The sequence below is a fragment of the Lwoffella lincolnii genome (genome assembly GCF_037201985.1).
Taxonomy (GTDB): Bacteria; Pseudomonadota; Gammaproteobacteria; order Pseudomonadales; family Moraxellaceae; genus Psychrobacter; species Psychrobacter lincolnii.
Map to the genome: position 1 here is coordinate 1,983,035 of NZ_CP147511.1, position 13,308 is coordinate 1,996,342.

The following is a 13,308-nucleotide window of genomic DNA, read 5'->3' on the forward strand; positions in this document are numbered from 1 at the left end:
GGTGAATAAATACCAAGCAGTTATGACATCAAATAAGGACAAGGCGATAATTTTTCAAGGTATTTTTAACGCCACTTTTAAGTAGACGCATCAGTGGGTGATGCTCTTAATTCTTTTGGTAAGCTGAAAGTAACGTTTTCAGCGATTCCTTCAATTTCTTTAGGCAAACTGCCACCCCAATTTTGTAGCTGTCTAAGCACTTCTTGAATAAGTACTTCTGGAGCAGATGCCCCTGCTGTCACACCAACCGTTTGAATACCATCAAACCAAGTTTTATCCATTTCACTGGCATTGTCTATCAAATACGCTTGACAGCCCATGCGTTCAGCCAATTCTCGCAAGCGATTGGAATTGGACGAATTGGGCGAGCCTACCACCAATACCACATCGCATTTATCCGCCAGTTGCTTAACTGCATCTTGACGGTTTTGAGTGGCATAACAAATGTCATCTTTACGTGGGGCATGAATTTTGGGGAATTTATCTTTTAAGGCATCTATCACCCCTGCGGTGTCATCTATAGACAAAGTGGTTTGGGTAACAAACGCCAGTTCATTGTTCTTTGGCATGTCTAACTTAGCAACGTCTGCAATGTCCTCAATCAGATGAATGCGCCCACCATATTGCGGATCAAAACGTCCCATCGTGCCTTCAACTTCTGGGTGTCCTGCATGTCCAATCAAAACTGCATCCATGCCTGTTTTGGCAAATTTATTGATTTCAATATGCACTTTGGTAACCAGTGGACAGGTGGCATCAAATACGGTCAAATCACGGCGTTTGGCTTCATCTTCCACCGCTTTTGATACCCCATGAGCCGAGAAAATCACGATTGAGCCATCTGGCACTTCATCTAATTCTTCAACAAACACCGCCCCACGAGCTGCCAAATCCGACACCACAAACTTATTATGCACCACTTCATGACGCACATAAATGGGCGGTTCAAAGCGTTCTAAAGCCTGATTGACAATGGCAATAGCACGATAAACCCCAGCACAAAACCCTCTTGGATTGGCTAATAATATTTGCACAATTCTCCCCTTTATTTTGTCTGACCGTTTTGTGTTGGTGGGTAAATCAACAAAATCTTACATATACATGCCACCATTTACCGCCAATACTGCCCCTGTGATGTAGCTGGCTTCATCGCTTGCCAAAAATATCACCGCCGCTGCCACGTCTTCAGGCTGACCCAAACGCCCAACAGGCACAGCATCAAGCATGGAGTTGAGTAAACGCTCATCTAGCTTATCAGTCATGTCGGTTTCAATCAAACCGGGAGCCACGCAATTGACGGTAACTTGCCGAGAGCCAACCTCACGAGCCAAGGTACGGGTAAAACCTTCAACCGCCGCCTTACTTGCCGCATAATTGGCTTGCCCTGCATTGCCCATTTGAGCCACCACAGATGTGATGTTGATGATGCGACCTTTACGAGCTTTCATCATGCCACGAATGGCACGTTTACTCATGCGATAGACAGATGATAAATTGGTCTCAAGCACATCAAGCCAATCTTCATCTTTCATACGCATCAGCAAGCCATCATGGGTAATGCCTGCATTATTCACCAATAATTGCACATTGCCATAGACACTTTCGATTTCTTCAAAAAGCTTATCAATATTTTCTTGCTGACGCACATCGAGTATCCGACCAATGCCACCAAACTCATGCAAATACGCATCAATGCCCTCTACCCCTGCATTGCTGGTTGCTGTGCCAATAACAAAGTAGCCTTCTTTTGCCAAGCGTTTAGCAATGGCCTTGCCAATGCCACGGCTGGCTCCTGTCACCAAAGCGATATTACGACTCATAACAATATCTCATCTAATTTTTGTAAACGACTGATTTTGTCTGTGGGATAAGCGATTATGGGATCAGCTTGGCGTTTTGCTAAATTGCTCAACACATTACCGCTACCACATTCAATTAACACATCAATGTGCATGTCTGCCAACATTTGCATACTTTCAGACCATCGTACTGGGTGGTTTAACTGCTCAACCAGAGCAGTCTTAACCTCATCCGTACTTTGTTCAACTCGTGCGTGACGGTTTTGGATAACATTGATATTGGCAGGTAAAAACTCAATATTATCCAGTTTATCTTTGAGTTTGGCACACGCAGGAGTCATCAACCGACAATGTGATGGCACACTCACTTTTAGCGGTACTGCCTTTTTACCATGGCAGGTTTGAGTTTGCTCAATCACCGCATCCACCCCAATCGCATTACCAGCCACCACCACTTGTCCGGGGCTATTAAAATTAGCAGGGTCAACCAATGCTGTAGGATTCATATCACCTATCTGCTCACACATATTGGCAACTTGGCTGTCTTCCAAGCCCAAAATGGCAGCCATTTTAGTATCCATGCCCATCACCGCCGATGCCATGAACTGACCACGCTGATGCACCAATCGCACCGCATCAGCCAAACTGAATACCCCTGATGCACACAATGCACTAAATTCACCTAAAGAATGACCCAACAAATAAATGGGAGAATGTTGCAATTTAGGCTCAATTATTCGCCACAGTGCCATACTGGCAGCCAACAAAGCAGGCTGTGTGTATTGAGTCTGTGCCAACAGCACATCATCTTGGCACACCTGCCATAAATCAAATCCCAAAGCATCACTGGCTTCAGTAAACGTTTGCTCAATCATAGGATAACTGTCCCAAAGCTCACTGAGCATACCTACCTGCTGTGACCCCTGCCCTGGAAACAAAACAGCAATGCGATGCTTGCTGTCCATATGACCATGCTCCATATGACCATGCTTACCCAAACTGGCTTTTGCGTTATTTTCAGCTGTACTCATGCCGACACTCATGAATGGTGATTGATTAAATATGAATGATTAATTAAATAATATGAATGAATAACTAAACATCAATGATTGAATGTAAAAGTATTTTTATGTTAGCCTGCTAACTTAACAAGGTTTTTTGAGCAAGGTTTTTTTTGAATAAGTGGCAACAAAACTTAAACAACAAGCTTAAACCACATGGCTTAAACAATAAAAAACCAAGTGATTTGTCCATATTATTGAAGAACAAATCACTTGGTTATGACCACTTACCAAACAGTCAATACAATCAATCATGTTAAAAAATATTGAGAACAATTTATCGGCATAAACTGCCCCATCAATTAAGCAAATCAATCGTCTTGCTTAACAGTGAATAACTGACGACCACGATAAAAACCATCTTTGGTCATGTGGTGACGGCGATGTTTTTCACCAGTGGTGGCATCGACGCTCAGCTCAGCCACAGACATATGGTGATGTGAACGACGCATGTCACGGCGTGAACGGCTTTTGCGGTTTTGTTGAACAGCCATGAGATAACTCCTGTGCTTCTAAATTCGATAAAATACTAATCTATAACAAAAATTCTGTAACAAAAAAACAGATTGGTGCTAAAAATCAGCCAAATATAACCAAATACAATAAACCCCCAATTATACGCAATTTAGCATCATAAATAAAGCATTAAATAAGACCATATTCAATCTACTGAAATTTTTTCACATCATCTCTCACATCAAAAGGACAGCATCAATTTTTTAATGTTGCCAATACCGCAAATGGATTGTCCATTTTGACCTTAGGCAACTCGCCCACTTGCTGTAGCCTAACTCTACAATCTTCATGCTTTGGTGATAAAGGCAAATCAAGCAACAGCTCATCTTCTAACAGCATCGCCAAAGGCAACATTTGCTCTTTTTCATCATAGTCTGGTAAATCTGCCAAAAGCACATGGTCTTGCTCTGGCACTGCTGATAATTGCGTATTGTCTGTCAACAAAGCAAGGCGATGTGATTTATCCAAAATCACATCAACAGGCTCAAGACAACGCTGACATTGCATCGGTAAGTTGGCATTTGCTGAAAATGATAACCATAGAATTTGACCCGATTTTTTCAATGTACATGACAACTGACAAACCACATCAGTGGCATCACCGTCATCACATAAATTCGCTAAACGAGAAAATGATGATAAAGGCAAATTCCCTTGCCAAAAAAAACCCGTGTCTTGCCATTTATTTAAATCCAAACGTTTGGGCAATGTTTTTTCTGATGCCTGATTTATCATTGCTTGATTTATCCTATTGACGCTTGTGGTAGAAGTACTCATAATTATCCTTTTCACTGTCATTATGTCATTATCAGTCATTGCCAGTGATTGTCATGACTGAACTGGGGCAAACTGGGCATCTTAAAGCAACAAGCCAAATAAAATGGGGGCAAACCACATAAAACCCAAGTAGCCATTAAAAACACCCAACCAAAAACACCCAATACACCAACACATAGCCATGGACAGAAGATGCCAAGTTTCGCAGACACCGACACAATCAATACAACCGATACCATCACCACAAACAATCCCCCATACACAGATGACGATTACTGTGCCATACTAAAACAAGTATTTGAAGCCAGTTTTAATGTGCAGATCATCGGTGGTGCAGAAGAGCCTTTTTATCAAGCCCCTACCAAAAACACCCCTGCCATCATCTATTATAAAGCCAACTACCCAAGAAGCCTATTACACGAAATGGCCCATTATTGCTTGGCGGGGCAAAAACGGCGACAGCTGGACGACTATGGCTATTGGTATGCTCCTTGTGGACGCACGGCTGAACAACAACAAGCCTTTGAAAACGTAGAAGCCAGACCACAAGCATTAGAAAAAGCGTTTTGTCAACACATTGGCTTGCCATTTTGCCCAAGTTTAGATGATTTTTCTGGTAAACAGGCATCTGAAACATTTGTACATGCGCTAAAAAAACACCATGAAAGCATGATGGCCAACCCACCCCCATCAGCAAAAAAAGCACTACAAGCCTTATCACAATGTCATGTCATGCTAAAGCAAACATAAACCATCAGTCGCATTAGATTATCCATGACATATTATTCTTATCAAGAAAACCAATTATTATCCAATAAAATCAATCATTAGGAATGTCATGCAAACACTTTATATCCACCCAGAAAACCCACAACCACGCTTAATCCAACAAGTTGTTACCGCACTCAAACAAGACCAACTCATCATCTATCCCACTGACACCAGCTATGCTTTTGGCTGTCAAATCGGCAGTAAGTTAGCCTTACAAAAGCTTAAACACATTCGTCAACTGGACGATAAGCATCAATTTACCCTACTATGTCGAGATTTAAGCGAAATTGCCACTTATGCCAGTATTGATAACCAACAATTTAAAATATTAAAAGCCAACACCCCAGCTGCCATCACTTATATCCTCAACGCAACCAAAGACGTACCAAAAAAACTGGCACACGCAAAAAAACACAGCATCGGCATTCGTGTTCCAGCCAATCCCATTGCTCAAGCCATATTAGCTGAGCTTAATGAACCCATATTAACCAGCTCAATTCACTTACCAAACACAGAACTACAAACAGATGACCCTTTTATTATTGAACAAGCCTTATCTAATCAAGTAGATTTGATGATTGATGCAGGATTGCTTACCACCGAACAAACCACCATCATCGACATGACCAACAATAGCCCTATGGTGATTCGAGAAGGTGCTGTTGATTCTAGTACATTGGTGTTCTAATCATAACCATACCAAATCATAAAACACAAATAACCAGCAATAAAAAATCCCAGCATTTACTGGGATTTTTTTTAGCTGGCATAAAAACCTAGCTGGTATAAATATCATTGTTGATTACGGTCTACCAACTCAACATAAGCCATTGGGGCATTATCACCATCACGATGACCACATTTAATAATGCGTAAATAACCACCTGGGCGTTGTTGATAACGAGGACCTAATTCGCTGAATAATTTGCCTACCATATCCTTGTTACGCATACGGCTAAAAGCAAGACGGCGATTAGCCACCGAATCTTGTTTTGCTAACGTGATCAATGGTTCGGCAACACGGCGAAGTTCTTTTGCTTTTGGCAATGTGGTCTTAATCAGTTCATGCTCAAACAAAGAGTTGGTCATGTTCTGGAACATTGCCTTACGATGACTGCTGGTACGACCCAGCTTTCTTCCACTTTTACGATGTCGCATGGTCAAGTATCCTTAAATGTTAACGGCTACGGTACGAAAAACGATCATCAACACGCAAATCAGATGGTGGCCAATTATCCAAACGCATACCCAATTCTAGATTACGAGACGCCAATACGTCTTTAATCTCGGTTAATGACTTTTTACCTAAGTTCGGTGTTTTTAGCAATTCAGTCTCTGAACGCTGTACCAAATCGCCGATATAATAAATATTTTCTGCCTTTAAGCAGTTAGCTGAGCGAACCGTTAGCTCTAAATCATCCACAGGATGCAATAGCTCTGGGTCGATTTCTTCTTTCACTTTGATTGGCTCTGGGGCTTCCTCTGTCTCTAAATCGATAAAGATGGAGATTTGCTGTTGCAAAATCGTTGCAGCTTTACGAATAGCCTCTTCAGGATCAATCGTACCATTGGTTTCAAGATTGATTACCAAACGATCCAAATCAGTCCGTTGCTCAACACGAGCATTTTCGACTTGATAAGAAACTTTGACTATTGGGCTAAAGCTGGCATCTAACTTTAAACGACCAATGACTTTACTGTCTGCCGTTTCACGACGCTGATTAGCAGGTTGATAACCACGACCAATAACCACACGCAGACGCATCTGAAGATGTCCACGGTCACTGAGCGTACCAAGCACCAAATCAGGGTTCATGATTTCGACATTATGAGGCAAAACAAGGTCAGCAGCTGTGATAACACCAGGACCTTTTTTATCAATGCTTAAATTGGCCTCATGGTCATCGTGCAATACGATGGCAAGATTTTTTAAGTTAAGCAACAAATCCAGCACATCTTCTTGCAAACCCTCAAGGGTTGAATACTCATGCTCAACACCCTCAATCTGAGCTTCGATAACAGCAGCACCAGGCAAGGAGGAAAGTAATATACGACGAAGGGCATTACCTAGGGTATGCCCAAAGCCACGTTCTAACGGCTCGAGCGTGACTTTTGCAGTGGTTTCATCAACCGTTTCCACATTAATGGTGTGCGGTGTAAGAAACTCGGTTGCATTTAGCATCATGGTGTCACCTCGATTGATAATATTGATATGATGGTTACTTAGAATACAGCTCAACGATTAAGTTTTCGTTAATTTCAGCTGGCAAATCAATACGATCTGGCGCATGTTTAAAAGTGCCACTCATTTTGCTGGTATCAACTTCTAACCACTCAGGAATGCCACGCTGAGCGGCCAATTCCATGGCATTTTTGATGCGTAACTGTTCTTTTGACTTTTCATACACAGCAACCACATCACCATCTTGCAACTGAATAGATGGAATGTTCACACGCACAAACTCATCACGTCCTGCTTTTTTAAGCAAAATAGAACGATGGCTGACCAGTTGGCGAGCTTCAGCACGAGTTGAGCCAAAACCCATACGATACACAACGTTATCAAGACGACGCTCTAGCATTTGTAACAAGTTTTCACCTGTCGCCCCACGCATGCGAGCCGCTTCTTTATAGTAGTTTGAGAATTGACGCTCTAACACACCATACATACGTTTAACTTTTTGTTTTTCACGTAATTGTTGGGCATATTCTGACGTTTTATTACGGCTATTGCCATGTTGACCGGGTGCTTTACCCGCTTTTTTTGTCTTTACGTCAAAAGGTTTCACACCAGATTTTAATTGTAAATCTGTGCCTTCACGACGAGACAATTTAAGTTTTGGACCAATATAACGGGCCATGTTTGAGTCTCCTTAATCCGTCTTATACACGACGCTTTTTAGGCGGACGAGTACCATTATGTGGGATGGGGGTTACATCGCTGATGCTGTTAATTTTATAACCCAAAGCACCCAATGCTCTTACCGCAGACTCACGGCCGGGTCCTGGTCCTTTAACCAAAACATCGACATTCTTTAACCCATATTCTTGTGCAGCTTTACCAGCAACTTCTGCTGCCACCTGAGCGGCAAATGGGGTAGATTTACGTGAACCACGGAAGCCTTGTCCACCTGAGGTGGCCCAAGCCAAAGCATTACCTTGACGGTCGGTAATGGTGATAATGGTGTTATTAAAAGACGCATGAACGTGGGCAATACCCTCGGATACTGAACGACGAGTCACTTTTTTAGTTTTGCGACTGCGAGTGTCTTTAGCCATCTTTTAGCTTCCTAAGTTGATTATTTTTTAATTGCTTTACGTGGCCCTTTACGGGTACGTGCGTTGGTTTTAGTACGTTGACCGTTAACAGGCAAATTGCGACGATGACGCAAGCCACGGTAACAACCCAAATCAACCAAACGTTTAATATTCATTGAAACCTCACGGCGAAGATCGCCTTCGACGGTATGATTTGCAACTTCTGAACGGATAGCGTCAAGCTGAGCATCATCTAACTGACTGACTTTGGTGGTCGGTTCAATGCCAACAGCAGATAAAATCTGCTTGGCAGTGGTGCGACCAATCCCAAAAATGTAAGTCAATGAAATAACAGCATGCTTGTTATCCGGAATGTTAACGCCGGCAATACGAGCCATTGATTTTTCTCCATTGACAAAAAAGCCATTCATATGACCTTTTCATGATGTGATGAACTTGCCTACTGACCAATCATTTGTATGTGATAAAAAGAAAAATACAAATAAATCATCTTGGCAAGGGGCGGATAATAGCTTATCCACCAATAAAATTCAAGTTTTTATTTCTCTTAGCCTTGACGCTGTTTATGACGAGGCTCTGAGCTACAAATAACATGAACACGACCTTTGCGACGAACAATTTTACAGTTGCCACAAATTTTTTTCACAGATGCTTGAACTTTCATAGCATACTCCTGTAGATAAAAGTAAAAAATTAAATCAAACCTTGGTCATGGTATTGATGGGTCATTAAATGTGCCTGCAATTGAGCCACAAAGTCCATGATAACGACCACCATGATTAACAAAGACGTACCACCCAAATAAAAAGGCACACCAAATGATGATTGTAATACCATAGGCATCAAGCAGATGACAGTCATGTACATGGCACCAATGAAAGTTAAGCGATTAAGCACATGGTCCAAATAACGCTCAGTCTGTAACCCAGGTCGAATGCCAGGAACATAGGCACCACTGCGTTTTAAGTTCTCTGCCACTTCTCTAGGACTAAACACCAAAGCCGTATAAAAATAACAAAAGAAAATAATCATCGCTGCAAATAGCATCAGATACAACGGTTGCCCAGGTGATAACACCAGCACCATGTTTTGCAAAATAGACTGTAATGTCGTTGGGTTTGGTGACTGGCTTACCCATTGCCCCAAACTTGCAGGCACTAACAAAAGTGAGCTGGCAAAAATGGCAGGAATAACGCCTGCCATATTCAGCTTTAAAGGCAAATGTGATTGTTGCTGAGCATAAATTTTACGACCTTGGGCTTGTTTTTGGGCATAATTAACAGGCACACGACGCTGAGCTCGTTCTATATAAACAATGCCCGCCGTCACACCGATGCCAAGGGAGGCAAACAAAAACAATGAAATCAAATTCATCTGCCCTTGTTGTACTTGCTCAAACGTTTGAGCCAACATGCCTGGCATACTGGCAACAATGCTGGCAAAAATTAACATTGAAATGCCATTACCAACACCTCGCTCGGTAATTTGCTCACCAAGCCACATCAAAAACATCGCTCCTGCAACCAATGATGACACTGCAGGAATATAAAATGCCAAACCTTGAGTAAGGGTTAAGTTTTGACTTATTAAGCCTGTACTCATACCAACTGCTTGCACAAAAGCCAAAGCCAATGTGCCTTGACGAGTGTATTTATTGATTTGACGACGACCTGACTCCCCTTCTTTTTTTAACGCCTCAAGCGAAGGAATGACAGCAGACATCATCTGCACAATAATGGATGCTGAAATATACGGCATGATACCCAGCGCCATGATGGACATACGTTCTAACGCCCCACCAGAAAACATGTTAAACATGCTCAAAATGGTATTTTCATTACGTGAAAACAAATCTGCTAGGGCGTCAGGATTAACACCTGGCACAGGAATGTGTGAACCAAGTCGATACACTATCAAGGCACCAATTAAAAACAACAGCCGTCTCCATAACTCATCATACTTACGGATAAAAGCAATTGGATTAAGCGGAACTGCTGCTAAGGTCATTGATGTGTTCGATTTAGCCACAGCTTATTACTCCTCGACGCTACCACCAGCCGCTTCAATGGCTTGCTTGGCACCTTTGGTGACTTTAACACCTTTAAATGTATAGGCTTTATTGACTTCACCTGATAAGATAATGCGAGCACGTTGCATATCACGACGAATGATATTCGCCTGCTTCAATGTGTCTATACTCACCACATCACCTTCAATTTTGTTTAATTCAGAAAGACGCACTTCTGCGGTGGTCATTGCCATTTTACTGGTGAAACCAAACTTAGGTAGACGACGATAAATCGGCATCTGACCACCTTCAAAACCAGCAGGAATGCTAGAACCTGAGCGAGAAGTTTGACCTTTTACACCACGACCACCTGTTTTACCAAGACCTGAGCCAATACCACGCCCACGACGTAGTGCTTTTTTCTTAGCACCTGGAGCTGGCGATAATTCATTTAATCTCAGTCCCATTACGCTTCCTCCACTTTAACCATGTAGTTGATGCGATTGACCATGCCACGAGTTGAAGGGGTATCTTCCACCTCAACTGTATGACCGATGCGACGCAAGCCCAAGCCTTTTAGGCAAGCCTTATGGCTTTTTAGGCGATGGGCACCTGATTTCGTCTGAGTGACTTTCATCGTTTTCATCTAACTCACCTATTCTCTGATTAGCCCAAAATCTCTTCAACAGATTTGCCACGTTTGGCGGCCATCTGTTCAGGAGAAGTCATGTCACGCAACCCTTTAAAAGTTGCCTGTACCACGTTAGCAGCATTGGTTGAGCCATAGCATTTTGCCAATACGTTCTCAACACCAGCCACTTCCAATACAGCACGCATAGCACCACCAGCAATCACACCTGTACCTTCAGAAGCTGGCTGCATGTATACTTTAGAAGCACCGTGACGAGCATTAATGGGGTGTTGAAGTGTTGTACCATCTAATTCCACAGTAATCATGTTGCGTTTAGCAGCTTCAAGTGCTTTTTGAATGGCTGCAGGTACTTCACGAGCTTTACCACGACCAAAACCAACACGACCATTACCATCACCAACCACAGTTAGGGCAGTGAAAGAAAAAATACGACCACCTTTTACTACTTTTGCCACACGGTCAACAGAAACTAAGCGTTCCACCAATCCGTCTGTTTGTTCAATTTTTGCCATGATTAAAACTCCAGTCCATTTTCACGAGCGGCTTCTGCCAATGCTTTAACTCGACCATGATATTTAAAGCCACTGCGGTCAAATGCAACCTTAGTGACACCCACTGACTTAGCACGCTCAGCAATCAAAGCACCGACAGAAGTGGCAGCATCAATATTACCTGTCGCACCAGAACGTAAGCTGGCATCTAAAGTAGATGCTTGGGTAATGACTTCACCACCCGTAGGGGAGATGATTTGAGCATAGATGTGCTTAGGAGTACGGTTAACCACCAAACGATGAACACCTAAATGACGAATATGTGCGCGGGTTTTTTTAGCTCGACGCAGACGAGCCGATTTTTTATCAAACATGATTAGCTCACCTTATCTTATTTTTTCTTAGCTTCTTTACGAACCACATGCTCATCGCTGTAGCGAATCCCTTTACCTTTATATGGCTCTGGTGGACGATACGAACGAATATTGGCAGCAGCTTGCCCCAATTTTTGCTTGTCGCTAGACTTTAAGATAATTTCAGTCTGGCTTGGGGTTTCAACGCTGACACCTTCTGGCAAAGTGTATTCAATAGGGTGTGAATAACCGACGTTTAATGTTATTTTGTTACCAGCCGCTTGGGCACGATAACCAACACCAATGAGTTGTAAGCGACGTTCAAATCCTTCGCTGACGCCTTGCACCATATTGTTTAACAGAGCACGTACCGTGCCTGTGTGCATCCACGCATCTTGAGTATCAGCAACAGGCGATAAGATGATGGCATCATCTTCTTGTTTTAGCTCGACCAATTCATGCAGGTGCAAAGACAAATTACCATTTTTGCCCTTAACTTCTACCTGCCGATCGTTCAAAGTGACAGTCGTACCTTTTGGTAGCGTCACAGGGGCTTTAGCCACACGAGACATAAAAAATTCCTTAGAGATAAAAAAATTAGCCACTTTCTGCTTTTAATCATTTTTCAATCGTTAAAAATAGATAATGAATAAAATAAAAAATGACAAGACCAATAATGAAAAACTAACGAGTGTCAAACCCGTTAGTTTATCACAAAAGCAAGCATAGCAACAAATTAAATTGTTAATAAGCCAACTTAAAGGGTTTTAATAAGCCTATGGCATCAATCCAATTAACTTATCCATTTCAAAAGCACATTCTAATAAAAATGTGATTGTTATAAAAATGTGATTGTTATGATGAAATTATGCTACGAAAGCAATAATTTCACCACCAATACCTGCTTCACGAGCAGAACGATCGCTCATGATGCCTTGACTGGTAGAAACAATGGTAACGCCCAATCCTTTTTTAACACTGGGGATTTCATCTTTGCCACGATACTGACGCAAACCTGGTCGGCTATAGCGTTTTAGTTGCTCAATCACAGGCTTACCATTGTAATACTTTAACTCAATGGTCAATGTCTTATGACCATTGTCGCCTTCTTCAACCTCTGCTGAAGCCACATAACCTTCGGTTACCAGCAGATCAGCAATGGATTTGCGTAACTTTGAGCTAGGCATGGCAACAGATACTTTATTTCTTGCTTGGGCATTGCGGATACGGGTTAGCATATCTGCAACAGGATCTTGCATACTCATCGATGATACTCCCTAATCCTTACCAACTTGACTTGCGTACACCGGGGACATCGCCTTGCATGACACGTTCACGCAAAATATTGCGTGATAGACCAAACTTGCGGAAATATCCATGTGGACGACCAGTAATGCCACAGCGATTGCGTAAACGCACAGGAGAAGAGTTGCGTGGCAATGATTGCAATTGCAACATTGCGTCCATACGCTCTTCGTCACTGGCATTCATATCGCTGATGATTGCTTTAAGCTCAGTACGCTTTTGAGCGTACTTAGCGACCATTTTTTCACGTTTTAATTCACGATTGATCATGCTCTTTTTTGCCATAACGTCTTTAC

General features: G+C 42.3%; 21 protein-coding genes. 2 read left to right on the plus strand and 19 right to left on the minus strand.

All coding sequences use genetic code 11. The features are described from left to right. Positions 1–77: 77 nt before the first annotated feature. The 5 genes from ispH to WDM69_RS08940 form a co-directional block, all read right to left on the minus strand. Positions 78–1,034 (minus strand): 4-hydroxy-3-methylbut-2-enyl diphosphate reductase, encoded by a 957-nt coding sequence (gene ispH, locus WDM69_RS08920; protein ID WP_338755372.1) that lies wholly within the window; start codon positions 1,032–1,034, stop codon positions 78–80. Between the two features lie 57 nt (positions 1,035–1,091). Beyond that, the gene (gene fabG / locus WDM69_RS08925) at positions 1,092–1,826 is read right to left on the minus strand and encodes a 3-oxoacyl-ACP reductase FabG (protein WP_240494956.1); all 735 of its coding nucleotides are present in this window, start codon (positions 1,824–1,826) and stop codon (positions 1,092–1,094) included. After that, positions 1,817–2,779 carry an ACP S-malonyltransferase gene (gene fabD / locus WDM69_RS08930; RefSeq protein ID WP_338755920.1) on the minus strand — a complete coding sequence of 321 codons (963 nt, stop codon included), beginning with the start codon at positions 2,777–2,779 and terminating at the stop codon, positions 1,817–1,819. Before fabD ends, fabG begins: the two co-directional genes overlap by 10 nt. Before the next feature lie 392 nt (positions 2,780–3,171). Beyond that, the gene (rpmF, locus tag WDM69_RS08935; RefSeq protein WP_338755373.1) at positions 3,172–3,354 is read right to left on the minus strand and encodes a 50S ribosomal protein L32; all 183 of its coding nucleotides are present in this window, start codon (positions 3,352–3,354) and stop codon (positions 3,172–3,174) included. Positions 3,355–3,571: 217 nt separating this feature from the next. Further along, positions 3,572–4,153, minus strand: coding sequence for a YceD family protein (locus WDM69_RS08940; protein ID WP_338755374.1), 582 nt, complete (start codon positions 4,151–4,153; stop codon positions 3,572–3,574). A 192-nt stretch (positions 4,154–4,345) separates the two neighbouring features. On the opposite strand from WDM69_RS08940, the gene WDM69_RS08945 reads away from it, so the two are divergent. Beyond that, positions 4,346–4,903 (plus strand): elongation factor P hydroxylase, encoded by a 558-nt coding sequence (locus tag WDM69_RS08945; RefSeq protein ID WP_338755375.1) that lies wholly within the window; start codon positions 4,346–4,348, stop codon positions 4,901–4,903. Between the two features lie 88 nt (positions 4,904–4,991). Beyond that, positions 4,992–5,612 (plus strand): L-threonylcarbamoyladenylate synthase, encoded by a 621-nt coding sequence (locus WDM69_RS08950; protein WP_338755376.1) that lies wholly within the window; start codon positions 4,992–4,994, stop codon positions 5,610–5,612. 104 nt (positions 5,613–5,716) lie between these two features. Here the strand turns inward: WDM69_RS08950 and rplQ are convergent, their stop codons facing one another. From rplQ to rpsN, 14 genes are all read right to left on the minus strand, one after another. Next, positions 5,717–6,082 (minus strand): 50S ribosomal protein L17, encoded by a 366-nt coding sequence (gene rplQ / locus WDM69_RS08955; protein WP_078308213.1) that lies wholly within the window; start codon positions 6,080–6,082, stop codon positions 5,717–5,719. 19 nt (positions 6,083–6,101) lie between these two features. Next, on the minus strand, positions 6,102–7,109 hold the full coding sequence (locus tag WDM69_RS08960) for a DNA-directed RNA polymerase subunit alpha (protein WP_338755378.1): 1,008 nt from the start codon (positions 7,107–7,109) through the stop codon (positions 6,102–6,104). Positions 7,110–7,143: 34 nt separating this feature from the next. After that, positions 7,144–7,785 (minus strand): 30S ribosomal protein S4, encoded by a 642-nt coding sequence (rpsD, locus tag WDM69_RS08965; RefSeq protein WP_338755379.1) that lies wholly within the window; start codon positions 7,783–7,785, stop codon positions 7,144–7,146. 22 nt (positions 7,786–7,807) lie between these two features. After that, the gene (gene rpsK / locus WDM69_RS08970) at positions 7,808–8,203 is read right to left on the minus strand and encodes a 30S ribosomal protein S11 (protein WP_078308209.1); all 396 of its coding nucleotides are present in this window, start codon (positions 8,201–8,203) and stop codon (positions 7,808–7,810) included. A gap of 20 nt (positions 8,204–8,223) precedes the next feature. Next, complete coding sequence (rpsM, locus tag WDM69_RS08975) at positions 8,224–8,580, minus strand: 30S ribosomal protein S13 (RefSeq protein ID WP_078308309.1); 357 nt, start codon at positions 8,578–8,580, stop codon at positions 8,224–8,226. A gap of 170 nt (positions 8,581–8,750) precedes the next feature. Further along, a complete protein-coding gene (rpmJ, locus tag WDM69_RS08980; RefSeq protein WP_078308207.1) occupies positions 8,751–8,867 on the minus strand; it encodes a 50S ribosomal protein L36 in 117 nt (38 codons plus the stop codon). A 29-nt stretch (positions 8,868–8,896) separates the two neighbouring features. After that, positions 8,897–10,210 carry a preprotein translocase subunit SecY gene (gene secY, locus WDM69_RS08985; RefSeq protein WP_078308206.1) on the minus strand — a complete coding sequence of 438 codons (1,314 nt, stop codon included), beginning with the start codon at positions 10,208–10,210 and terminating at the stop codon, positions 8,897–8,899. A 27-nt stretch (positions 10,211–10,237) separates the two neighbouring features. Beyond that, positions 10,238–10,672, minus strand: a complete 435-nt coding sequence (gene rplO, locus WDM69_RS08990) for a 50S ribosomal protein L15 (RefSeq protein ID WP_240494955.1) — start codon at positions 10,670–10,672, stop codon at positions 10,238–10,240. A 5-nt stretch (positions 10,673–10,677) separates the two neighbouring features. Further along, complete coding sequence (gene rpmD / locus WDM69_RS08995) at positions 10,678–10,857, minus strand: 50S ribosomal protein L30 (protein WP_078308203.1); 180 nt, start codon at positions 10,855–10,857, stop codon at positions 10,678–10,680. 20 nt (positions 10,858–10,877) lie between these two features. Beyond that, positions 10,878–11,375: a 30S ribosomal protein S5 gene (gene rpsE, locus WDM69_RS09000; RefSeq protein WP_078308201.1), complete on the minus strand. Its 498-nt coding sequence runs from the start codon at positions 11,373–11,375 to the stop codon at positions 10,878–10,880. A 2-nt stretch (positions 11,376–11,377) separates the two neighbouring features. Then, positions 11,378–11,728, minus strand: a complete 351-nt coding sequence (gene rplR, locus WDM69_RS09005) for a 50S ribosomal protein L18 (RefSeq protein ID WP_078308199.1) — start codon at positions 11,726–11,728, stop codon at positions 11,378–11,380. Between the two features lie 17 nt (positions 11,729–11,745). Beyond that, entirely contained in the window at positions 11,746–12,279 is a 534-nt protein-coding gene (gene rplF, locus WDM69_RS09010) for a 50S ribosomal protein L6 (RefSeq protein WP_078308198.1), read from the minus strand. Positions 12,280–12,573: 294 nt separating this feature from the next. After that, entirely contained in the window at positions 12,574–12,972 is a 399-nt protein-coding gene (gene rpsH, locus WDM69_RS09015; RefSeq protein WP_078308196.1) for a 30S ribosomal protein S8, read from the minus strand. A 19-nt stretch (positions 12,973–12,991) separates the two neighbouring features. Continuing rightward, on the minus strand, positions 12,992–13,297 hold the full coding sequence (gene rpsN, locus WDM69_RS09020; protein WP_078308195.1) for a 30S ribosomal protein S14: 306 nt from the start codon (positions 13,295–13,297) through the stop codon (positions 12,992–12,994). Positions 13,298–13,308 lie beyond the last annotated feature (11 nt).

What these genes read in the sequence shown, in the direction of transcription:
- WDM69_RS08950 (WP_338755376.1), top strand. Translation starts at nt 4,992, where the DNA reads ATGCAAACACTTTATATCCACCCAGAAAACCCACAACCACGCTTAATC.
- rplF (WP_078308198.1), bottom strand. Translation starts at nt 12,279, where the DNA reads ATGTCTCGTGTGGCTAAAGCCCCTGTGACGCTACCAAAAGGTACGACT.
- rpmD (WP_078308203.1), bottom strand. Translation starts at nt 10,857, where the DNA reads ATGAAAACGATGAAAGTCACTCAGACGAAATCAGGTGCCCATCGCCTA.
- rplR (WP_078308199.1), bottom strand. Translation starts at nt 11,728, where the DNA reads ATGTTTGATAAAAAATCGGCTCGTCTGCGTCGAGCTAAAAAAACCCGC.
- rplQ (WP_078308213.1), bottom strand. Translation starts at nt 6,082, where the DNA reads ATGCGACATCGTAAAAGTGGAAGAAAGCTGGGTCGTACCAGCAGTCAT.
- WDM69_RS08940 (WP_338755374.1), bottom strand. Translation starts at nt 4,153, where the DNA reads ATGAGTACTTCTACCACAAGCGTCAATAGGATAAATCAAGCAATGATA.
- secY (WP_078308206.1), bottom strand. Translation starts at nt 10,210, where the DNA reads ATGACCTTAGCAGCAGTTCCGCTTAATCCAATTGCTTTTATCCGTAAG.
- rpsD (WP_338755379.1), bottom strand. Translation starts at nt 7,785, where the DNA reads ATGGCCCGTTATATTGGTCCAAAACTTAAATTGTCTCGTCGTGAAGGC.
- rpmF (WP_338755373.1), bottom strand. Translation starts at nt 3,354, where the DNA reads ATGGCTGTTCAACAAAACCGCAAAAGCCGTTCACGCCGTGACATGCGT.
- fabD (WP_338755920.1), bottom strand. Translation starts at nt 2,779, where the DNA reads ATGGAGCATGGTCATATGGACAGCAAGCATCGCATTGCTGTTTTGTTT.
- rpsH (WP_078308196.1), bottom strand. Translation starts at nt 12,972, where the DNA reads ATGAGTATGCAAGATCCTGTTGCAGATATGCTAACCCGTATCCGCAAT.
- rpsE (WP_078308201.1), bottom strand. Translation starts at nt 11,375, where the DNA reads ATGGCAAAAATTGAACAAACAGACGGATTGGTGGAACGCTTAGTTTCT.
- WDM69_RS08960 (WP_338755378.1), bottom strand. Translation starts at nt 7,109, where the DNA reads ATGATGCTAAATGCAACCGAGTTTCTTACACCGCACACCATTAATGTG.
- rpsN (WP_078308195.1), bottom strand. Translation starts at nt 13,297, where the DNA reads ATGGCAAAAAAGAGCATGATCAATCGTGAATTAAAACGTGAAAAAATG.
- WDM69_RS08945 (WP_338755375.1), top strand. Translation starts at nt 4,346, where the DNA reads ATGCCAAGTTTCGCAGACACCGACACAATCAATACAACCGATACCATC.
- rpmJ (WP_078308207.1), bottom strand. Translation starts at nt 8,867, where the DNA reads ATGAAAGTTCAAGCATCTGTGAAAAAAATTTGTGGCAACTGTAAAATT.
- rpsK (WP_078308209.1), bottom strand. Translation starts at nt 8,203, where the DNA reads ATGGCTAAAGACACTCGCAGTCGCAAAACTAAAAAAGTGACTCGTCGT.
- rpsM (WP_078308309.1), bottom strand. Translation starts at nt 8,580, where the DNA reads ATGGCTCGTATTGCCGGCGTTAACATTCCGGATAACAAGCATGCTGTT.